We start from the raw sequence: 21,215 nt of genomic DNA, 5'->3' as shown, positions 1-21,215 counted from the left end.
GCGATCTCAGCGACGCGGCCGCTGCTTGTCCGACACCGACTTGATGACCAGCAGGCGCTCCCGCGTCTCGTCGATGGGCTTGGGGGCCATGGCAACCGCCGCTTCCACGAGCATCTGCAAGTGCTCGTCGTCGAACTGCGCCAGCGACTTGATGCGCACCCCGCGCACCGCGCTCCCCGTCCCGTGCAACAGACGAAACGGATCGTCCACCGCCGCGCCATGCATGAGGAACAGGGTGACCCACCGCGGATACACGGCCACCGACAGCACCGCGTCGGCGGCGCGCGTCGTGGGCCCGAAACTCACCACCAGCGCATGATAATTGTCATAGATCAACTCGATGGCGCCGGGGACGAAGTACCGGGCACGGTCGAGCACCGCGCGCGCATGCGCGGCGATCTCCGGGGCGAACTTGTCGAGGAACGTATCGAGCTGGTGCTGGGCAGTGGGCATTACGACGGCATCGACGACCGGAGTGGGGATCACGCCGGGAAGAGGCCCTCGATGGACAGATACCGCTCCCCGGTGTCGTAGCAGAACGTAAGCACGCGCGCACCATCCGGCATCTCTGGCGCCTTCTGCGCCACGGCGGCCAGCGAGGCGCCGCTCGAAATGCCGATGAACAGCCCCTCTTCCCGCGCGGCCCGCTGGGCGTACGTGAACGCGTCTTCCTCACTCACCGGCACGGTGCCATTCAATGTGTCCAGACGCAGATTGCCCGGAATGAATCCCGCTCCCACGCCCTGAATGCGGTGCGGGCTGGGCGCGCCCCCGCTGATGACCGCGCTTTTCGCAGGCTCCACGGCCAGGGTCTGCAGCGAGGGCCACTGCGCCTTCAGCACCTCGCTGACAGCCGTGATGTGTGCGCCGGTCCCGACCCCCGTGATGAGGTAGTCGAAGCCCTCCGGAAAGTCGGCCACGATCTCCCGGGCGGTGGTGTCGGCATGCACCCGCACGGCGGCCGGATTGTCGAACTGCGACGGCATCCACGCCCCCGGCGTCTGCGCCACCAACTCGTGCGCGCGCGCAATGGCCCCCTTCATGCCGTTCGCGCGCGGCGTGAGGTCGAACGTGGCGCCGTACGCCGCCATGATGCGCCGACGCTCGATGCTCATGCTGTCCGGCATCACGAGCACGAGCCGGTACCCCTTCACCGCCGCCACCATGGCCAGACCGATCCCCGTGTTCCCCGACGTGGGTTCGATGATCACGCTCTCCCGCGTGAGCACGCCCCGGCGTTCGGCATCCTCAATCATCGCCAGGGCAATGCGATCCTTGATGCTGCCGCCGGGATTGGCGCGCTCCAGCTTCATCCACACCTCGAGGCGTGCATCGAACAGGCGCTGCAACCGCACATGCGGCGTCTGGCCGATCGTCTCCAGAATGGTGTGTGCCTTCATCACGTGGCCCCGCGTCGCAGGTGGTCCGTCAGATGTGGAACTCCAATCCATCATCACCGCCGCGCTGCTCGACGCGGCTGCTGAACTGCACCACACTGCGCGGCGGCACCGAGGTGGTGAGCCACACGTTGCCGCCGATCACCGACCCTTCGCCGACCACCGTGTCGCCCCCCAGGATCGTGGCGTTGGCGTAGATCACCACGTCGTGACCGATCGTCGGATGCCGCTTGCGGTTCGCCAGCTTCTTGCTCACGGCCAGCGCCCCCAGCGTGACGCCCTGATACAGGCGCACCCGATCACCGATCTCGCTCGTTTCACCGATCACCACGCCGGTGCCATGGTCGATGGCAAACCCGGTGCCGATACGCGCCCCGGGGTGAATGTCGATGCCGGTTTCCCGGTGGGCCCACTCCGACAGCACACGCGGAAACAACGGCACGTCGAGCCGGTACAGCTCGTGCGCCACCCGGTGGACCGCCGTGGCCAGGAAGCCCGGATACGCCACGATGACCTCCTCGAGGCTCTCTGCCGCCGGGTCGCCGCGCAGGATGGCCTCGGCATCCAGCACCAGCGCGGCGTGCACCGCGGGCAGCCGCGACAGCACGGTGTCCACCACGCCTTCGGCGTGGGGCACCAGCGGCGTGATGGCGGCCCGCAGCAGCGCTTCCAGATGCGCGGCCTCGTCATCCACGCCGTGGGCGCCCAGCCGCGACGGATGCGCGAACTGCGGGAACAGGAGCGCGAGCGTGCGAAAGGCGAACTCCTCGGCCAGCGCCCGCAACGGACGCGGCGCGTCGCAGGCCTGACGCTCGGCCTTGCGCGCCGCCAGGAAATCGCGCCACGACGGTGCATCGTGCTGCATGGTCACGCCGACGTCTCGAGGTGTTCCAGCGCCGACACCCGGTCGCGTGCCGCCTGGGTCACGTAGCATTGCATACCGATGGCCAGCAGCCCCGCCTCGTGCATGAGGTCGCGGTACCACTGCGCCGGCTTCGGCGCCGGCCAGTCGGTATCCCCCTCGAATGCATCCTCGCGGGCGAACAGCTCCAGGTAGGCCACCCCACCGGTGCGGCGCGCCACCTGCGCCACCCCGCGAGTGAGCGCGGCGGCGTCGAGGTAGTTGAGCATGCCGCAGCAGATCACCAGGTCGTATTCGTTTCGCAGCGCCAACGTGTCGAGCGACTCGATCCCCCCCAGCTGCAGGCGGCGACGCGCGCCGTAGCGTGCCACCGCATACGCACTGGGATCCACCCCATCGTAGTGCACCGATGGACGATGCCGGCGCAGCGCCGCGCGCCATTGCCCTTCGCCACAGCCCACGTCGAGCACAGTGCGCACGGGGCGCCCCAGCACGAACTCCGCCGTGCGCAGCACGAAGGCGGCCTGACGCGCCAGCTCCGCTGCCGACTTCACCCGGTGCCGCGGATGGCGATACCACTTGTCGAAGTAGGCCTGGTCGTACGCCTTGGTTGCGCCGGTCGTGCTCACAGCATGCCCCAGAAGCTGCGATCGATATCGACGTTGAAGCGCCATGTCCCGCCGCGAAGTCCGCGCGCGACATCCACGCGCACGAGGTCGTAGAAGAAGAGCGCGCCGAGTCCCACAGACCCGTACCCACCGGCAGGGCGCGGCGTACGCAGCGCCGGCCCGCCGCTCTGCGGCGTGACGAGGAACGACGGGTCACCGGCATCGAAGACGCGCGTGCGCGCGGTGACGAGCAGTTGCGCGTAGGGCGCCAGCACCACGCGAGGCGGGCTCTTGCCGAATCGCCCCAGCGGAATCGACGGCCCCCACACCGGCAGACGCCACTCCACGCGCTGCGACGCCATGGCCCCCGACGAGAACGACAGGTACTCGTATCCTGGCGCCGACCATGGGCCGCCGGCAAACAGCCGCCACTGCGGCGGCACGACCTGACCACCCCCGAGGCCGGCGAAGCTCTGGAAGAAGAGCGCCTGATCGTGGGGAAGCGGCCGGGTCAGCTGCAGCAGCCCCTGCACCCGGCCCACCACCGGCTCCACGGTGCGCGTCTGCGCCTCGAGCACCGTGGAGCGCATGGTGGTGAAGCGCCCGCGATACGCGCCGGCACTTGCCAGGAGCTGCCAGGTACCGCGCCACCCCATGGGCTCGGCCGCCACCCATCCCCCACTTCCACGCACTTCGGCGCGAGCACCCGTGAGCGGCCAGGCCTTGAGCGTCGGTTCAAAGCGTCCGCGGAGCGGGCCCGATGACCAGACATCGGTGGCGCGATCTCGCTCGGCCGCTACGCGCCACGTGAACCGGCTGGCGGGATGCGTGCGCCATTGCACACCGGCGGCCCACGTATCCACCTGGTTGGTGAAGTCGCTGCCGAAGAGCCCTGCCGCCAGAGAGTTCGCCACCCCCGAGCGCTCGGCGAAGGCGAGATCCCGATACTCGCGCTCCACGAACAGCTGCCACGGGGGAACGCGCCCGAACGTAGGCACGCGCGCCAGACTGAGCTGCCCCTTGAGCTGCTCGTCGCTGAACCCCACGCGGACACGCGCCTGAAGCAGCAGCCCCGAGCGGGTTGTGTGCGCGCCGCCCACGCCGAGGGCAAGTCCTTCGGCGCGGGAGTAGCGCGCGAAGTCGCTGATACCGCGCCCGGTCACCGATGCCGTGGCGGGACGCACCAGCATGGCGGCGCGCACGGCGTGTTCCGCCTCCACACGCGCGCGCACCACCTCCTCGCTGCTGGCCATCTGGATCTCGGGAGGCAACGCGTCCACGACCCGCCCTTCGAACGGGTGCGCCCGCAGCGAATCCCGCGGCACCGAACTCCAGCGTGGCAGCAGCATGGTTTCGGGTGGGATGCGCTCGTTCACGTCGTAGTTGGCAATCTCCCACCGGCCGCGCACGATGCCGCGCGCCGGAATGTCGAACCAGGTGCTGCCGCGTGACACTTCCACTTCCTGACGGCGCGGCAGCCAGTACCGCTCGCGCACGAGACCGTTCTCGAGCGTCACCACCAGGGTCTCGATCCGTTTGTCGAGAATGGCCGCGCGCGTGAACGTCATGGACAGGCGAACCACCGCCGCCGTTTCGCGATCGAGGTACACCGAACCGATCGCGCCGGGCAACGTGCCGTCGCGCGGCCGGAACTTGACCTCGTCCACCAGAATGTCGCGCCCCTGCAAGCCGATGCGCACCGCGCTGCCCATGGTGTACTCGTACTGCTGCGGCGCCGTGGCTCCCAGCGGATGCGCCACATCGCGCACATCCTGTCCGTCACCCAGACGAATGCGATCGGGCAGGTTGTCGAGCACCACCCCGTAGCGATCGCGGTAGTAGCCCACATCGGCGGGAAGCAGCGTGGTATCTCGGCGTCCCACCAGTCGCTGCGCACTGCGTCCCGGCTGCCACCACGAGATTTTCAGGGCGAGCTGCTCGCTCTGGACCACGCGCGGCGGAATCACCACGCCCTCCCCAAGCTGCGCCAGAAACGCGAGAAAGCCGCGGGCGTCCGCCTGGTAGCTGAGCAGGGTGCTGTCGGCGAGTTGTCGTCCGCGCCGCGCGATGGCGCGCGCCACCAGCGAATCGGCGGCCGGGTCACGCCAGACGCCGCCGGCGACGCGCGACGACGGCGCCGCGCCCGCCTCCTGTGCGGCGGCCTCGGGCGCGACGACGACCGAGAGGACACAGGCCAGCAGCGCCTGTCGCACCCCGCGTACTCGCCTTCCGGAGAGCGAGACCCGGCGCGCGGGAAGCTTCGGGTCACACATTCAGGGAGTCGACGCGGAAGAGGAAGGCTCGAGCAGCAGCCAGCCGCGCAGTCGGGCAACGGGGCGAGTCGGGTCGTGCGGCATGATCGCAAGATAGGCCCAGCCATAGCGCCAGTTGGAGTCCGGGCGCAGGGTGGAGGGGCCGGGGGTTCGCGGTGCCCGGAAGGCGCGCCGTCCCACGATGCGGGCGGTGACCGGAGTGAGCATGCCCGACGGGCCGGCCAGCTGGACCCGCACCGCCTTGCCCAGCGCGGGTGCCGCCCACATGGCGCTGAAATGCACCGCCAGCAGGGTGTCCGTACGACCACCAGCCATCACGCTTTCGACGCGCGGCCGTGGGCCGCTGGTGGCCAGCGACGTGGCCGTGAACTCCGCATCGGGGAACAGCTGCGCCCCGCGATAGCGGGTCACGATCCACGCATCGAGACGGTCACTCCCCCCGTGTGCGGGCCCCGCAGCCGGCAATATCAGGCTACCCCAGAGGAGCGCCCCGGAGAGCCGGCGTCGGATCATCGTCGCGACAGGGTAAGGCCGGGCGCCACCACGTCCAGCCCCGCGCGCAGCGCCGCATCCTCGCGCACGGCATACCGCAGCAGCGCTTCGCTCTCGCGCTGCACTTCGAGCACCCGCACCATCGCCATCCGCGTGGTCACGCCCAGCCACTCCGCGTAGGCGGCGGCACGCGCCGTGGCCTGTCGGCCCGCGCGCAGAGGCCGGGGAGCCGGTGCCATGGTCATGATGGAATCACGCAGGTGCGCTTCCAGCAGCGGCGCCGGACGAGTGGCCCACCCGTGTCGCAGGGCGCGCATGGCGAGCGTATCAGCCACCATCTGGGCCCGGCGCGAGGCCGATGCGCTCCACCCGACCGGCATCCCGGCCGGATCGACCCGCGACGCATCATCCAGCAGCACATCGGGCGCGAGACCGCCGCGGGCCGCTGCGCCCTTGCCCGTGCGCCGCTCGAGCGCCACCCCGCGTGGCGTGAGCCACCGCGCGGTGGTCAGACGCAGCGCCAGTTCCGGCGACAACCGGACCACACGCTGCACGAGTCCCTTGCCGTACGTCGGGGCGCCCACGAGCAGGGCGCGCCCGTGATCCTGCAGCGCCGCCGCAATGACCTCCGCCGCGCTTGCCGTGCGGCCATCGACCAGGACGGTGAGCGGGAGCTCACTCCAGCGCGAATGCCGCACCCGGTATGGCTGCGCGTCGGCACCGCCGCGTCCGATCAGCGAGGACACGAGTGCGCCGCGCGGCAGAAACAGGCCGGCGGCGCGCACCCCGTCCTCGAAAAGTCCGCCCGTGTTGCCACGCAGATCGAGCACCAGTGCCTGCGCGCCGCGGTGGCGCAGCCCATCCACCACCTGCTCGAGTTCGTCGGCCGCCCCGGCGGTGATGGTTGCGAGCCGCACGTACCCCACCGAGTCGGCCAGCATGCCCTGCTCACTCACGGCCGGCACATGCCACGCGCCGCGCTGCACGATGACGTCCACGGTGTCGCCGTGCGGCGCGCGCCAGAGGGTGAGCCGCACCCGCTGCGCGGACAGGCGCGTACTGTCGCCCACCCGGCCATTGCTGTCACGCGCCGCCGAGACCGGGACTCCGTCGGCCGCCAGAACGCGATCACCCGCGCGCACGCCGGCCGCCAACGCCGGCGATCCCGGTGCGACGCGGGTCACCCGATAGCTGCCCCCGTCACGGTGCATGACCAGTCCCATGCCCTGCCCCGTGCCCTGCAGCGTTCCCTGGTAGCGGGCATAACCGTCGGGCCTCAGCAGGGCCGCATAGGGATCCTGCAACTCCCGCAACATCCCCGAGACGGCGCGGCGGATCAGCTCGTCGCTGGGGAGGGAATCGAGCGCGTTGGCGCGCACGGAATCGATGGCCGTGGACAGCAGGCGGGCGTCTGCCCATTCGTCACGCGACCGGGTGGCCTCGCGCTCATACCGGATACCGCCCGCGAACGCACCGCCGATCGCCACGACGGCGAGCGGAACACGAACCAGCGGGTGGGTGAGGCGGCGCAGCGACATCGCGGGAGCACTCGTGACACGGAACCGGAGGGCGGAAATCGCTCATTGATTCCGCGCGGGAACCTGTACATACCAAACGCACGACGCGGAGATCCGTCAACCGCGCCATGGGCGGCGGCCGCGTGCAAGGATAGGTTGTGATGATGCATGATGCTGCCGAAGACGTGATCGAGGAAGGCTACGTTTCCGAAAAGGCGCCGCCGCCAAGTCAGGCGCTGAGCGGGCTGCTGCTGCTGCTGTGCGCGGCGGTGGCCCTCGTCTGGGCCAACTCGTCGGCGCAAGCCAGCTATCACGGGCTCCTCCATGCCGAGGTGGCCGGGTGGTCGGCGCTGCACTTCATCAATGACGGCCTCATGGCCGTCTTCTTTCTGCTCGTCGGCCTCGAAATCAAGCACGAGCTGCAGGACGGGGCGCTCTCCTCCGTGCGCAAGGCGGCGCTGCCGGTGGTTGGCGCCGCCGGCGGCATGCTCCTCCCCGCCGCCATCTACGCGCTCGTGGCCATGGGCACCCCGGCCGCTCGCGGCTGGGGCATTCCCATGGCCACCGACATTGCCTTCGCCCTCGGCATCGTCGCCCTGCTCGGCAATCGCGTCCCCGCCGCCCTCCGCATCTTCCTGGCGGCGCTCGCCATTGCCGACGACATCGGCGCCGTCCTCGTGATCGCCGTGTTCTACACGCCCAGCGTGGCCACCCTCGCCCTGGCCGCCATCGTGATCATCATGCTGGTGCTCTTCTGGCTCAACAAGCGACAGGTCCACGCCGTGTGGCCGTACCTGCTGGGCGGGCTGCTGCTCTGGATCGCCGTGTACAAATCCGGGGTGCACGCCAGTATCGCCGGGGTCCTGCTGGCCTTCACCATTCCGTCGCGCGGCGAGCACAGCGTGCAGCACCGCATCGAACAGGTGCTCGCACGCCCGGTCAACTTCGGCATCGTGCCCATCTTCGCGCTGGCCAACGCCGGCGTCACCCTCCCCTCGGACGTTGCCGCGTTCGCCACCCAGCCTGCGGTCACGGCCACCATGCTCGGCCTGCTCATCGGCAAGCCCCTGGGCATCTTCGGCGCGGCGTGGATTGCCGTGAAGGCGCGCTGGGCCGACCTGCCGGCCGATTGCACCTGGGGCGGCCTCTTCGGCGTCGCCATACTCGGCGGCATCGGCTTCACCATGGCCCTGTTCATCGCCGGTCTTGCGTTCGGCGAGAGTCCCCAGCTCGATGCCGCCAAGATCGGCGTGCTGAGCGGCTCCCTGCTGACCGGCATCCTTGGCGCGGCCGTGCTCATGCGCCAGGCCCGTCGGTCCGCCGCGGCGGTGGTGAGCGCTGTGGGATGAGACCGGCGCGGGGATGAGCCGCGGGTGAGCGGTCACGATCGTCCGCGTTGGCTCGCCGCAAGTGTCCGCAATCCCGGACAGCGCAGCCGGTCGATCCGCACACGTCAGTCACGGCTACGCGCTCCCATGTGACGCGTAACCGATTGAAACGACAGGCGCTTGCCCTCGCACGGGCGGGTCGCGCACCCACACGGCCAGCAACCGGTCCTGCATGGCATTGCCGATGCGCTACCGACGAGCACCTGTCACCACGAGGACACCATGACTGTGCATCGTTCGACCCGCGCCGTTCCCGCGTCCACCGCAGGCCGTTCCCGTCTCCTGCTTGCGGCCAGTGCGTTGGCCGCCACGACACTGCTCGTTGCCGCCACGGCGCAGGTCGCCACCGCGCACACGGCGCCGGTGGATCGACAGCTGTTCACCTGGACCGGGCGAGTGGACCGCGAGGTGTTCATCACCATGCGCGGGCGTGATGTGCGGACGCGCGGCATCGATGCGGGAATGCCCAACCGCGCGCGCGTCAACGAAGGGTTGCCACGCAATCGTGGGGATGTGGTGGTGCGTCTGCTCGACGGTCGCGGGGATGTGCGCGTCGTGGAGCAGCCCTCCGCTCGCAACGGCTTCACCACGACCATCCGCATTACCGACCCGCGCGGCGGTGCCGACAGTTATCGGGTGGTCGCCTTCTGGCAGGGTGACGACTGGAACGACGGGCGCGACCGTGACCGAGACCGTGATCGGGATGATCGCTGGGAACGCGACGACTGCGGCCGGGGCAACAGCGGCTGGGGGTGGGGTCGTGGCGGGCGCCGCGACGACTGCGACGACCGGCCGCGGCGCGGCAACGACGCGCGTGATCGCCACGATCGCGGGGGATGGGATGATCGCGACGACGGCGGCATGCTGCGTTGGAGCGGTCGCGTCGACGACCTGGTCGAACTGCGCATCAACGGCCGCCGCGTGGAGGCCATCACCCGCAGCGGGCGCCGAGTGGAAGACGTGAACAGCAATGTGCGCGGCAACGGCCTGCCGGCTCGCGATCTCACCATTACGGTCGATCGTCATAGCGGCCGTGGCAACGTGCAGGTCGTGCAGCAGCCATCGGCCTGGAACAACTTTACCGCCGTCATCCGCATCTACGATCCGCAAGGCGGCGCCAGCTTCTACGACCTCAGCGCGTTCTGGAACTGATCGCGAAACGGTTGCGTGAGCGACGGTGCCGTGCGCCGTTGCGCAAACACGGCGGCCCCCCGGAGAGTCTCTCCGGGGGGCCGCCGTGTCGCGTGTGGAGCGCCGTCAGCGATCGAGCAGCACGAACGCGCGCAGCGGCGCGCCGCCCACGTTGTTGTCGGCCGCCACGATCGTGCGCACCGTGTTGGCCACCAGCGCCAACGACGCCACGTTGATGGCCACGGCGGCCGCGCGTCCCGCCGGCGGCGTGCCAGCCGGCACCACCCGCACCTGGTAGGTGCCGGGGTTGACCGCGAGGTACGCCGACGCACTCCGCACCGTCACATTGGACAGCGTCGGCGTGGCGGCCGCCAGGTCGGCGCCCGGCGCCGTGACGAACACATCCACCGCGCCGGCGGTGGGGCTCAGGTGCACCACGCGCACCCGCGCCTGCGTGGCCGACAGCGCGTTGTCATCGGTGGTGATGTAGTTGCCGATGGCCGATGCGCCGGCGCCGCCGGTGGCGTAGATCGTCTGATCCTGGCCGCCCGTCACCGTGAAGCCGATCGTGGCCACCACGGTGTTCGTGTCGGCCGTGCGCTTGAGCACCAGCGTCCGACTCCCCGCGAGAATGGGCGAGTAGTTGGCCGTGTTGGGCGCCGCGAGCGTAATGGGCGTGCTCTGGGTGTACGTCAGGTTCACCCCGAACGGGACGTTCTCCAGAATCGCGTTCACCCGCCCGCGCGTGGTATCGGTGATCACGTTCACGAAGCGCACGCGCCCCGTGGGGCCGGTGGGGGCCAGCGGGTCGGCGGCGTCGGTGGTGCCGCAGGCAGCCAGCGCCGCCGTCAGGGACACCAGCGCCGTCATCAGCGCGGGACGGAAAGACTTCATCATGGCAGGTCTGGTCATGGTAAGCGGCCTCACGGCTGGCAGCCGGTGGGGAACGACGTCGGTTCCGTCGGGTCGGCTGGCACATTCGGATTGGCATTGCGATCGCCAATGGCGTACGGCAGCCAGCACCGCTGACCGTCCAGCGGCACGCTCGGCGCCGCGACGGGACCGCGCACGGCGTTGCGACGGCGGGCGTCTTCCCAGCGCAGCCCGGTCCCGAACAGCTCGTAGCGACGCTGCACGTAGATCTCGTCGAGCAGTTGCGCCTGCGTGAGTGCGCCCGTGAGTGGCGCCAGGCACGCCTTGGGATCATCCAGCCCGCGGCCGCCGGTGCAATCGGTGCGCACCGAGTCGAGCGCCGCCTGCGCTGCCGCAGGCTGCCCCTGCAGGGCCAGCCCTTCGGCCTTGATCAGCAACGCCTCGTCGGGGAAGTACACCGGCAACGGCGCCTGCGCGTTCGCGTAGCGGTTCCAGTTGTCCAGCAGCGCCCCCACACGCCCGGAAAGCGTGGTGGACGGCGCCACGAACCACGTGAAGCGCTGATCCCCCGAGGCCATGCCGGTCCGCCACTGCCGGCGCGGCGCAATGCCGTTCGTTCCGCCGGTGACATTCGCGTAGAAGTTCACCGTGGGAGCCGGGAACTGCAGCAGCGAGAACGCGGCCGGCCCCGTGCGCGGCACGAGGTTGGCGAAGGTCACCGCATTGCCATGATCGTTCGCCATCCGCGCATAGCGCGCGCGGAACAGCTGGATCATGCCGTTGAGGTTCACCCCCGGGGTGAGGATGCTGCTGGTGAAGAACGCACTCGGCGGGGTGGCCGTGATCTGCGCGTTCGCCGAATCGAGCAGCGCCCGCACGTAGGGCAGCGCCTCCGCGCGCGCCACGTACTGCGGCGTGGTCTGCCCGAACGTGGTGATCGGCACGCGCTGGTAGCTCTGCAGCGCCTCGCCAATGGCTTCCGCCTTGAGCGCCTGTGCCAGCGCGATCAGTCCGCTGCGCGTGCCCGGATCGAACTGCGACGACAGCGCATTGGCGCCTGCCAGCAGGTCGTCGGCGGTGCGCACGGTGCGATACACCGAGTTGAACACGTTGTCGGCAATGCCGGTGCCGGGTGCCACGGCACCCTGCTCGGCATCACTGATGGAAATGAGCGCGGCGCTGGTGGAGGCGAACTCGTCGGTCACGAGGCCGGCCATGTACGCGAAGTTGCCGTACGAGGCGGCGAAGCGCCCCTGCAGCCCCGTGGCGAGGGCGATCACGCCGTCGGCGCTCGTGGTGACCTGCACTTCCGTGGGGGAGTTCGGGTTCTGCAGATCGAGGCTGCAGGCACCCAGCACCAGGGAAGCAAGCGCGGTGGAGAGCACCGCGCGCGAAGATGTCATGCGCATGAGGTGGAGTCTCCGGTTGTCAGTAGGTGAAGCGGGCGCTGAGCGACCACGTGCGCGGAATGGGATACCCGCCGAAGTCGAAGCCACGGTCGGCCGCCGTCGTCTGCCCGCTGCCCACGCCGCCGGCATTCGTGCCGAACAGGTTGATCTCGGGGTCGTAGCCGCTGTACCTCGTCCACACCGCGAGGTTGCGGCCGGAGAGCGTGAGATCCACCCCTTCCTTGAAGACGCGGCGCAACGGCGCCCACTCCACCGCGTAGGTGGCCGAGAGCTCGCGCAGCTTCACGAAGCTGCCGTCTTCCACCCAGTACTCGAAGATCCCCTGCGTGCGGGCGTTGAACCCCGGCGCCGTCTTGCGCGGGTCGCCGTACGGCAGCAGCTCGTTCTCGAACGTCTTCGAGTTGCTGGCAATGCCGGCGTTCTGCGCGCGCGTGGAGAGATTCATCACGTCGTTGCCGAACACGCCGTCCAGCAGCACGCGGACGCGCAGCTTGCGGCCGATCGTGAACTCGTTCAGCAACGAGCCCATCCAGTCCGGATTCGGATCGCCGATCACCGCGTTGAGCGAGTCGTTGCAGGTTCCGTTGCTGATCGCGCGGCGCTGCGCAAGCGTGGCGCCCATGTCGGCCGCCTGGTTGCTGCGCCGATACCGCCCGAGCGAGTCCACCAGCAGCCGGCCCGTCACGCAGTCGCGGGCCGCGTACGACCCGTAGAACACACCGGCCGGCTCACCCACCCGGATGCGGTTGGGATACCCGCCGGCCGACTGGAAGTCCTGGATGTTCAGGCGCTCCACGAGATTGCGGTTGCGCGTGTAGGTGATCGTCGATTCCCACTTGAGGTTCTTGCGATCCACATTCACCGTGCGCACCAGCAGCTCCAGGCCCTTGTTGCTCATCGCGCCGATGGGCGCGAACTGGCGCGAGAACCCGGTGCTGGTGGCCAGCGGGCGGAAGAAGAGCAGGTCGTTGACCTGCCGGTCGTAGTAGGTGGCTTCCACGCCCACCTTGCCGTTCAGGAAGCCGGCCTCGGCGCCCACTTCGGCCTCGCGCGCGCGCTCGTTGCGCAGCGTGGGGTTGCCGAAGGTCACGTCGTTCACGAAACCGGGACGACCGGCGAAGGGCAGCTGCGCATACGTGATGTACTGCGAGTAGGCGTTCACGATGCCGGGCTGCGAACCCGCCCACCCCAGCGCCGTGCGCAGGCGCAGGCTGTTCACCAGGCCCGCGCGGTTCTCGAGCGCCACATAGGACAGCGACAGCTTGGGGAAGGCCTGCCAACGCTCGCTGGGCGCAAAGGTGCTGGAGGCGTCGTAGCGCACCGCGCCCGTGAAGAAGAGGCGGTTGGCCCAATCCACTTCCTGTTGCGCATAGAACCCGAGCGTGCGCAGCTCGATGTCCGTCTGGCCGGCGGCGAACACCGAGCCGGCGCTCACCAGCTCACCCACCGGGGCGAGGCCGTTGGCCGTGGCCACCGTGGTGCGGAGCCGCTGGGAGGTGTAGTTGAAGCCGGCCGTGGTGCGCAGGCCGATGTTGTCACCCAGACGCCAGCTGTACGAACCCACGCCGTCCTGGTTGATGACGCGCGTGTCCTGGAACACCGACTGCGACCGGCCGGTCGCCAACGGGCTCGTGCCCAGCACCGCGTTGCGCGGCACGAACTGGCGCTGCTCGAAGCTCGAGTTGTCGACACCCAGCGTGTAGTCGAGCAGCAGGTTGCTGCGCGGCGTCCACGTGAGCTTCGTGCTGCCGATGAAGCGGTTGATCGTCTGCGGATTGCGGATCCGATCGATGGCGAGCAGCGGGTTGGTGCCCAGCGACGGCGGCAGCGGATACACGCCGTTGACCGGGCGGAAGTTCACGTTCGTGGGGGCAAAGAAGAGCGACCCCATGATGCCGTAGTCGTTCTGTTCGCCGAACGCCTGGAACTGGTTGTTCGTGGTCACGAAGTTCGACGTGACGTTGGCCACCAGATTGCTCGCCAGCTGCTGCTGGAGATTGATGCGCGCGCCCGTGCGCTGCGAACTGGTGGAGCGCAGGATCCCCTGGTCATCGGCGTAGTTGCCGCTGATGAAATACCGGGTCTGGTCGTTGCCGCCTTCGATCGTGAGATTCTGCTCCGAGCTGGGCGAGCGGCGGAAGATGTCGTCCTGATAGTTGAAGCGCGACACCGGCAGGCCGTTCACGTCGAACGGGTACAGGTTGAACGGCTGCTGTTCGCGCAGTTCGTTGATCCCGTAGCGGGTGTTGAGCGAGAAGCGCGGCTTGCCGATGCTGCCGCGCTTCGTGAAGATCTGCACCACGCCGTTGTTGGCGCGCGATCCATACAGCGCCGCCGCTGCCGCGCCACGAATCACTTCCACCCGCTCGATGTCCTGCGGGTTGAGGTCGGCCAGGCGATTCTGCGGATTCGAGCGGCCCCCGAGGTCGGCCAGCTGCCCCGACCCGTTGTCCACGATCACGCCGTCGATGATGTACAGCGGGTCGGACCCGGAAATGAAGGAGTTGGTGCCGCGCAGGCGCACCGAAATGCCACCACCACCGGGGCCACCCGAGTTCTGCGAAATCTGGGCACCGGCGATCTTGCCCTGCAGCGCCTGGTCCACCGTGACCGCCTGCGCCCGGCTGATCATGGTGCTGTCGAGCGACGCGATGCTCGTGCCCACCTTGCGCTTCTCGGTGGGCGCCGCCGAGCCGGTCACCACCACTTCACTCAGATTGACCGCGCTCACGGTGAGCGTGACGTCGAGCGTGGTGGTACCGCCGGCGTTCACGGTCACGGCGCGCGTCACGGGCTGGTAGCCGATCCGGCGCAGCACCACGGTGCGCGGGCCGGTGGGCGCCCCCACGAGGGTGAAGTCCCCGCTGGCGTTGGTCACGGCGCCAACGCGGGTGCCGGTGACGAGCAACTGCACGTCGGCCAGCGGGCGGCCGGTCGCGCCGTCGGTCACGCGGCCTCGCACCGTGCCCGTTGGGGCCACGGCCTGCGCCGCGAGTAACGCCGGCAGGCCGGCGACGGGTATGGTCAGCAGGGCGCCTTGAACGGCCAGGCGGCCCAGAACCGATCGGAAGAGCATGCACACGCTCCGAGGAGGGGGACACTCGTCGGGAGGGAACTGCAGAACGAGTTGTGTGCGGACGCTAGTTGGACCCGGCAATCGGAGCAATTGGGCGCCGCGCTAATTCCGTGGCACCGGCGGCCGCCACGCCACGCCGATCCGGACGTCGTACGTCAGGGGCGGGGGGCGGCCACCAGCAGCAGCGACGCGGGGGCCTCGGTCAGCGGATGCACGGGTTCCTGCAGCGCGCGCAGCTGAAAGCCACACCGGTGGAGCAGCGCCACCCAACTGCCGATGGTGCGGAAGTACCAGGGGGCCGGATCGCGGAAGTCACTGCTGAAGCCCGCCCATGAGCCGTCGCGCCAGCCATCCGCGTACGGAGCGCCGGCATTCGCCGCGACCGGATGCAGCGTCTGAACGACGAAGTGGCCATCCCGCGTCAGCAGCGCCGGGAGGGCCGCCACGAGCGCTTCCACCGATTCGGCACCGAACAGGGCGAAGTTGCAGACGATGACATCGAAGGCGCCGGCATGGCGCTCCGCGAGGGCACCGGCGGCCACGGCGGCGTACGGGACCGCCGCGTAGGTGGCCGGCGTGCCGCTGGCCGGGTGACCGCTCCGCGCCGCCTCGATCAGGCCGGCGATGGCGTCGACGCCCACGCAGTGGACGCCCTCCGTCGAAAGGGTGTGGCACATCCACCCTTCACCACAACCAAGGTCGAGCACCCGGCGCGGCTGAAGCGCCCGCACCGCGCCCAGCACCGCCTCATTCGTCACCGCCACGCGACTGGCGATGGCTCCGGCGCGCACGGCTTGGGTCCAGGGACGCACATTCGCCTCCCACGTCCGGAGAATCTGCTCGTCGGGGCTGGGCATGGCGGGCGACTCGGCGGGGGAAAGACGAAACCCGTCGCCCCGCGAAGGGGCGACGGGTGGTCGAGAGGCGCCGGTCGGAATCGAACCGACGGTGGGAGATTTGCAGTCTCCTGCCTTACCACTTGGCGACGGCGCCGTGCCATTCGACGGCCCGGACCGGCGCCCGTCGAGGAGACGCAATGTATGGCGCCGGGACAGTCATGGGTAGCGGAGACGGCGTTTTGTCGCGTTGAGTTTCTTGACAATATTCGTTTTAACAATGATATTGGTGGCAAGATGCACCCGTCATCCGATACGCGGTCAGCGGTCTGTCTCAGCAGCACCGTATTCGCGCTGCGTGCTGCGGCCGCCCATGTGGAGCGCACCCTCTCGCGGGTGCTCGAGCCCTTCGGCGTCACGGCGGCGCAGTTCGAGCTGCTGCTCGTCATCGACCGGCTCGCCGAGTCCGGCGCGGGGTGCAGCGAGCTGGGGCGGCACCTTGCCGTGCCGGGCCCCGATGTCACCAGAATGCTCGACAGGCTCGATGCTGCTGCGTTGGTGAGTCGATACCGAGATAAGCTCGACCGCCGAATCGTGCACACCCGGCTGACCGACCAGGGGCGGGTGCTCATCGCCGCCGCCGGCCCCACTGTCGCGAATGCGGAGCAGGCCGTCTTCGCGGGACTCGGCGAGGCCGAGCGCCAGCAGTTGCTGCAGCTGCTTCAGGGAGTCCGCCGCAACTGCCCCGGCAACTCCGACAGCTCCGGTAGCTCCGGTAGCTGACATCGGGTGGTGCACTCCGATCTGCCGGCCGACCGGAAGGCGAGCCCCATCGCCATGCTGGGCCTTCAGGTCGACGACGGGGTCCGCTCACACCGGCACGCCGTCGATCGCGTCGCCACATTTCGCTGATGCCGCTGCCGCCCCTTCCCATCTTTCCGCTGGGCGTCGTGCTCTACCCGGGCACGGCGCTCCCGCTGCACCTCTTTGAACCCCGCTATCGGCAGTTGCTCACCGATGTGCGCGCCGGGGACTCCCGCTTCGGCATCCTGACCGCCATGAGCGGGGTGGCTGAACGTGATCTTCCCCCGGGACGCCTGGGGTGTGTGGCCGAAGTCACGGAGGTGGAGATGATGCCCGACGGCCGCTCCAACATCGTCGTCGTGGGACGCGAGCGCTTTGCCCTGGGGCAGTTCCTCGAGAGCGACACCCCCTATCACGTGGCCGCCGTGACGGCCGTTCCCGACCAGGGCTCGCTGAACGCCGTGGCGCTGGCAGTCGCCAGCGATGATGTGGTCCAGCACTTCACGCAGGTGGTCAAGGCGGTCCACGCCATCAACGGGCAGACCGGTCCGGTACCACCACTCCCCGACGACCCGGCGCAACTCGCGTGGACCATTGCCGCCATGATCGATCTCGATCTCGACGCGCGCTACAAGCTGCTCGCCGAGCGTGATCCCGCGGCGCGGCTCACCGCGATCGACGCGGTGTTGCGCAAGGCCATCCCGGAGTTGGAACTGCAGGCCGCACTGAGGAAACAGAGTTGAGCCGTGGCCGCCATGGCTTGGGCGTGTGCGACTGACAGCACACCCGTTCAGCGTAACGCGTCGTGTGTACAGGGTTATGGGGAGATGTACCGTTCACCCCAAACCCTGTACTCCCGACCACCGACCCTGAACGGGAGTCACCGTCAGTCGCAAACAGGCCCGATGTCGTGCCCCGGTGTCGTGCCCCGGTGCCGTGGCCCGGTGCCGATGGAACGCCTGTCGAACTCCCGCCGGTTACGACCCGATGCGCCCCATTCTCGGCTCGTGCAACCGACGACCGCCCACGTACACCGTGAGTGCCACCACCACGGCCGCACCCACCAGCGCGTACGTGGCCGACGGTCCGACGCCGTCACCAGCGCCCGCGATCATCGGCTCGGCTACGGCGTTCATCCACTGGCGTACGCTGAGATAGCGGATGGCCTGGAAGGTGTCGCTCAATGCCCCTTCCCAGAAGAGCACGTAGAGGAGCCCCACCACCAGCGAGCGCCGCGTCAGCAGGGCCAGCATCGTGAACAGCGCGGCATACGTCACGCCGCCGTAGAACACCGCCACGGTGTACGCCGTCACGATCCCCTCCGGGTCACTCAGCCCCACCGCCACGAAGCCGGAGGCGAACACCGACAGGCTCGTGAGCACCCCGGTCAACAGTGACGCGAACAGCAGCCGCGCCATCACGATCCACCAGCGGGGCGTGGTCGTGGTGACGAGATAGAGCAGCGTACCGTCGTCGGCTTCGGCGCTGAACGCACTGGTGCCCAGCAGCAGCGCAATGAGCGGTGTGGCCAGCCCCGCCACGATGGTGTCGTAGCGCGCCAGCAGGAAGTCGATGGGATCGCCGGACAGGGCACCGCGACTCGCGAACATGAGCGCGAAGAGCACCGGCAGACACAGCAGCGCCACGACGCCCAGCATGAGCAGCGGCGACCCCGTGCGGGCCCACGCGAGGCGCATGAGCACCAGGGCCGTGCGCGGAAACGACACGCGCCCGAACGGCGGCGCAGCGGAAGCGGCGACGGGGGGCATCAGCGCTGCACCAGGTAGGCGAACACATGTTCGAGCGACTCGTCGGTGGGCTGTACGTCGTACAGCGTCACCGCAGCGCCGCGCGCACACTGCACGAGCAGACGTGAGAAGGCGGTGTAGTCGGTGGTCCGCACAGTGAGGGCGTCGGCACCGTCCACCTCCACACTCACCACCGGCGCCAGCACGACGAGCTGCGCGGCCAACGCGCGCGCATGGCTGGCGCGAATCCGCACGGAGTGCGGTCGGTCGGTCATGAGGCGCCGCAGCGTGCGATGGTCGCCGCTGGCGGCGAGGCGCCCCGCAATCATGACCAGGATGCGCGACGCCACCCCTTCGATCTCCTCGAGGATGTGGCTCGACAGCAGCACCGCCGTGCCGTCGGCGGCGCGCGCCTCGAGCAGCTGCATCATGTGCAGCCGCTGCCGCGGATCGAGTCCGTTGAACGGCTCGTCAAGCAGCACCAGCCGGGGCTGCTGCACGAGCGCCGCCGCCAGCTTCGTACGCTGGCGCATTCCCTTGGAGAAGCCGGACACCGCGCGATCGGCCACGGTGTCCATCTCCACCATCTCGAGCGCCGCCCTGGCCGCCGCGCGCGGGTCACGCAGCCCGAGCAGCGTAGCGCGCGCCTCCACGAAGGCACGCGCCGACAGCATCCCCGGCAGCGCCTCACGCTCCGGCACGAGCGCCACGTGGCGAAAGATCTCCGGGTTGCGCACCGGGGTCTCGCCGAACACGCGCACCGTCCCCCCGCTCGGTGCCATCAATCCCGCCGCCAGCTGCAGCAGGGTGGTCTTCCCCGCCCCGTTGGGCCCCAGCAGGCCGGTAATCCCCGCCTGCACCTCGGCCGTCACATCGTTCACGGCCACCACGTCGCCGTACCAATGCGACACGTGGTCGAAGACCAGCGCCACGGAGGTGGTGGACAGCGCGGGCGCGCTCATACGGACACCCGCCGCACGCGCCAGACGAGCGCCGCTGCGGCCACGAGGCCAAGCGCCGCAAGCTCCGTCACGTGCACCCAGACCGGCGGGGGCGGCGTGAGTTCCATCCAGCGCGTCGATTCGCCGAACAGCTGCATGGCCGTGGTCCGCAGCGTTTCGATGGGGTCGAGCATCTTGGTCGCCGCCTCCGACATGCCCGCCAAATCCTGCAGCCCCTGGGAGATCACCACCGTGCCCAGAAAGCCACCGATTACGGCTGCCGTGGCGTACGCACGACGCGCCGTGAGACTCGACAGGAACGCACTCACCGTGCTCATCACCCACGCCAGCAGCGTGGCGAAGAGCAGTACTGGCCCCAGCTTGTTCCCCATCTTCGCGAAGGTGGCACCCGGGTCCTTGGACACCCCGATCTCGCCGATATAAAGAATGAGCAGCGGGGCGAGGGCCACCAGGAACATGGCCGTGAACAGGGCCAGCAGCCGCGCCAGGGCGTAGTGCGTGCGCGTCACGTCGCGGGTGAACAGCAGCGGCAGCACGCGATGATGCTGATCGCGGCACAGCATCTCCGGCGCCTGCGCCGCGCTGAACAACAGGAACAGCAGCGCCTGGGCCCCGATGACATTCGCGTAGGTAATGGGCAGCTGTCCCTGCGTGGCGCCGCTGGCCGCCACGCTGGCGAGCGCCGGCAGCATCGTCACGACGCTCACGAAGACCGGCACCGCCTTGGTCTTCATGGGGCGCCCCAGGCCGAACATGGCGCGGAACCCCTGCCAGAACAGCGCGCGGAATGCCCCGCGCGCCCCCTCACGCTCACCGTCGTAGCGGCGGTAGCCGAGGTCGTGAATGGTGGAGTCGGTGAGACTCATGCGCCCGCCCCCGTGAACAGATCCTGCAGATGCCCGCGCCGGCGCTCGAGGCGCAGGACACCCGTGTCGGACATGGCCGCGGCGTCGCGCACGGCATCGTAGGCCGCATCCAGCGCTGCCGGTGCGGCCGTATCGGGCAGTTCCACCAGCACGCGCTGCCGCTCGGCCTGCACCAGCAGCCCCGCCGCGGACACCCGCGCCACGAACGCCGCCAGCGCCGCCTCATCGCCATCGAGCTCCACCACCAGCGTGGCCGTTTCGCTCGTGAGCGCCCCCACCTGCTCGGCGCGCAACAGCCGCCCCTGTTCAATCAGCACGATGCGTTCGCAGATGCGCTCGAGCTCACCCAGCAGATGCGACGACACCAGTACCGAGATGCCGAACTCGCGACCGGTGCGACTCACGAGGGCCAGCATCTCGTCACGCCCCTCGGGGTCGAGACCGTTGGTGGGTTCGTCGAGAATGAGCAGCCGGGGGTCGTGCACCAGCGCCTGGGCCAGCTTCACTCGCTGCGCCATGCCGGTGCTGTAGCCGCCCATGGGGCGGTAGCGCTCCTCGAACAGCCCCACGTGCCGCAGCACCTCGGCGGTGCGCTCGCGGGCAGCGGTCACCGGCAGGCCGCTGCAGCGCGCCATGAAGCTCACGAACTCGGTGGCACTCATGTCGGGGGGCAGGCAGTCGTGTTCGGGCATGTAGCCCACCAGCGCCCGGATGTTCGCGCGCTCACGCACGACATCGTACCCCATGACCTCGGCGTCCCCCTCCGACGGGTCGACGATGCCGAGCAGGATCTTCACGAAGGTGCTCTTGCCCGCGCCGTTGGCGCCGACGAGGCCGGTGATCCCGGGCTCGATGGCCACGGTGAGCGCATCGAGCGCCGTTACGGCGCCATAACGGCGCGTCAGCGAACGCGCGGTGATGAGAGGAGCGGCCACGGTCACGGAAAAAGGGAAGCGGTCTTCCGAGAGCTAAC

The 21,215-nt window shown here is 69.4% G+C and carries 19 protein-coding genes and 1 tRNA gene; 4 read left to right on the top strand and 16 right to left on the bottom strand.

Annotated elements, in window-relative coordinates:
• Positions 1–6: 6 nt before the first annotated feature.
• From LW840_RS11545 to LW840_RS11515, 7 genes are read right to left on the bottom strand one after another with little or no spacing between them, the layout of a single operon-like run.
• Positions 7–486 (bottom strand): hypothetical protein, encoded by a 480-nt coding sequence (locus tag LW840_RS11545; protein ID WP_291266224.1) that lies wholly within the window; start codon positions 484–486, stop codon positions 7–9.
• The gene (gene cysK / locus LW840_RS11540) at positions 483–1,400 is read right to left on the bottom strand and encodes a cysteine synthase A (RefSeq protein WP_291266225.1); all 918 of its coding nucleotides are present in this window, start codon (positions 1,398–1,400) and stop codon (positions 483–485) included. The genes LW840_RS11545 and cysK overlap by 4 nt, the downstream gene beginning before the upstream one ends.
• Positions 1,401–1,428: 28 nt before the next feature.
• Positions 1,429–2,262 carry a serine O-acetyltransferase EpsC gene (gene epsC / locus LW840_RS11535; protein WP_291266234.1) on the bottom strand — a complete coding sequence of 278 codons (834 nt, stop codon included), beginning with the start codon at positions 2,260–2,262 and terminating at the stop codon, positions 1,429–1,431.
• Positions 2,263–2,264: 2 nt separating this feature from the next.
• Positions 2,265–2,888 (bottom strand): class I SAM-dependent methyltransferase, encoded by a 624-nt coding sequence (locus LW840_RS11530; protein WP_291266226.1) that lies wholly within the window; start codon positions 2,886–2,888, stop codon positions 2,265–2,267.
• Positions 2,885–5,080, bottom strand: a complete 2,196-nt coding sequence (locus tag LW840_RS11525; RefSeq protein ID WP_291277016.1) for a hypothetical protein — start codon at positions 5,078–5,080, stop codon at positions 2,885–2,887. Before LW840_RS11525 ends, LW840_RS11530 begins: the two co-directional genes overlap by 4 nt.
• 60 nt (positions 5,081–5,140) lie before the next feature.
• Positions 5,141–5,653 (bottom strand): hypothetical protein, encoded by a 513-nt coding sequence (locus LW840_RS11520; protein ID WP_291260297.1) that lies wholly within the window; start codon positions 5,651–5,653, stop codon positions 5,141–5,143.
• Positions 5,650–7,170: a S41 family peptidase gene (locus LW840_RS11515; RefSeq protein ID WP_291277015.1), complete on the bottom strand. Its 1,521-nt coding sequence runs from the start codon at positions 7,168–7,170 to the stop codon at positions 5,650–5,652. Before LW840_RS11515 ends, LW840_RS11520 begins: the two co-directional genes overlap by 4 nt.
• Before the next feature lie 140 nt (positions 7,171–7,310).
• On the opposite strand from LW840_RS11515, the gene nhaA reads away from it, so the two are divergent.
• Together nhaA and LW840_RS11505 are read left to right on the top strand one after the other, a co-directional pair.
• Positions 7,311–8,498 (top strand): Na+/H+ antiporter NhaA, encoded by a 1,188-nt coding sequence (gene nhaA / locus LW840_RS11510; RefSeq protein WP_291260299.1) that lies wholly within the window; start codon positions 7,311–7,313, stop codon positions 8,496–8,498.
• Between the two features lie 261 nt (positions 8,499–8,759).
• A complete protein-coding gene (locus LW840_RS11505) occupies positions 8,760–9,689 on the top strand; it encodes a hypothetical protein (protein ID WP_291268757.1) in 930 nt (309 codons plus the stop codon).
• A 105-nt stretch (positions 9,690–9,794) separates the two neighbouring features.
• Here the strand turns inward: LW840_RS11505 and LW840_RS11500 are convergent, their stop codons facing one another.
• The 5 genes from LW840_RS11500 to LW840_RS11480 all read right to left on the bottom strand — a co-directional run bounded on the left by LW840_RS11500 (position 9,795) and on the right by LW840_RS11480 (position 16,019).
• Entirely contained in the window at positions 9,795–10,565 is a 771-nt protein-coding gene (locus LW840_RS11500; protein WP_291260301.1) for a DUF4397 domain-containing protein, read from the bottom strand.
• A 26-nt stretch (positions 10,566–10,591) separates the two neighbouring features.
• The gene (locus LW840_RS11495) at positions 10,592–11,944 is read right to left on the bottom strand and encodes a RagB/SusD family nutrient uptake outer membrane protein (protein ID WP_291260302.1); all 1,353 of its coding nucleotides are present in this window, start codon (positions 11,942–11,944) and stop codon (positions 10,592–10,594) included.
• A 25-nt stretch (positions 11,945–11,969) separates the two neighbouring features.
• Positions 11,970–15,026, bottom strand: a complete 3,057-nt coding sequence (locus LW840_RS11490) for a TonB-dependent receptor (RefSeq protein WP_291260303.1) — start codon at positions 15,024–15,026, stop codon at positions 11,970–11,972.
• A gap of 155 nt (positions 15,027–15,181) precedes the next feature.
• Complete coding sequence (locus LW840_RS11485) at positions 15,182–15,883, bottom strand: methyltransferase domain-containing protein (protein WP_291277014.1); 702 nt, start codon at positions 15,881–15,883, stop codon at positions 15,182–15,184.
• Positions 15,884–15,948: 65 nt separating this feature from the next.
• Positions 15,949–16,019 (bottom strand) — tRNA-Cys (locus LW840_RS11480).
• A 140-nt stretch (positions 16,020–16,159) separates the two neighbouring features.
• Between LW840_RS11480 and LW840_RS11475 the strand changes: the two genes are divergently transcribed.
• Together LW840_RS11475 and LW840_RS11470 are read left to right on the top strand one after the other, a co-directional pair.
• A complete protein-coding gene (locus LW840_RS11475; protein ID WP_291277013.1) occupies positions 16,160–16,645 on the top strand; it encodes a MarR family transcriptional regulator in 486 nt (161 codons plus the stop codon).
• Positions 16,646–16,773: 128 nt separating this feature from the next.
• Positions 16,774–17,409 (top strand): LON peptidase substrate-binding domain-containing protein, encoded by a 636-nt coding sequence (locus tag LW840_RS11470; RefSeq protein ID WP_291260306.1) that lies wholly within the window; start codon positions 16,774–16,776, stop codon positions 17,407–17,409.
• 234 nt (positions 17,410–17,643) lie between these two features.
• Here the strand turns inward: LW840_RS11470 and LW840_RS11465 are convergent, their stop codons facing one another.
• Genes LW840_RS11465 through LW840_RS11450 form a run of 4 tightly spaced genes read right to left on the bottom strand, consistent with a single transcriptional unit; the run spans position 17,644 to position 21,177 of the window.
• Positions 17,644–18,435, bottom strand: a complete 792-nt coding sequence (locus LW840_RS11465; RefSeq protein ID WP_291260307.1) for an ABC transporter permease subunit — start codon at positions 18,433–18,435, stop codon at positions 17,644–17,646.
• Positions 18,435–19,376: an ABC transporter ATP-binding protein gene (locus tag LW840_RS11460; RefSeq protein ID WP_291260308.1), complete on the bottom strand. Its 942-nt coding sequence runs from the start codon at positions 19,374–19,376 to the stop codon at positions 18,435–18,437. The genes LW840_RS11465 and LW840_RS11460 overlap by 1 nt, the downstream gene beginning before the upstream one ends.
• Positions 19,373–20,242 carry an ABC transporter permease gene (locus LW840_RS11455; protein WP_291277012.1) on the bottom strand — a complete coding sequence of 290 codons (870 nt, stop codon included), beginning with the start codon at positions 20,240–20,242 and terminating at the stop codon, positions 19,373–19,375. Before LW840_RS11455 ends, LW840_RS11460 begins: the two co-directional genes overlap by 4 nt.
• The gene (locus tag LW840_RS11450; RefSeq protein WP_291273224.1) at positions 20,239–21,177 is read right to left on the bottom strand and encodes an ABC transporter ATP-binding protein; all 939 of its coding nucleotides are present in this window, start codon (positions 21,175–21,177) and stop codon (positions 20,239–20,241) included. Before LW840_RS11450 ends, LW840_RS11455 begins: the two co-directional genes overlap by 4 nt.
• Positions 21,178–21,215: the final 38 nt, after the last annotated feature.

This window comes from Gemmatimonas sp., from assembly GCF_021298855.1.
GTDB lineage: Bacteria > Gemmatimonadota > Gemmatimonadetes > Gemmatimonadales > Gemmatimonadaceae > Gemmatimonas.
The sequence above is the reverse complement of the archived record's forward strand: the minus strand, read 5'-3'. Positions and strand labels throughout refer to the sequence as shown.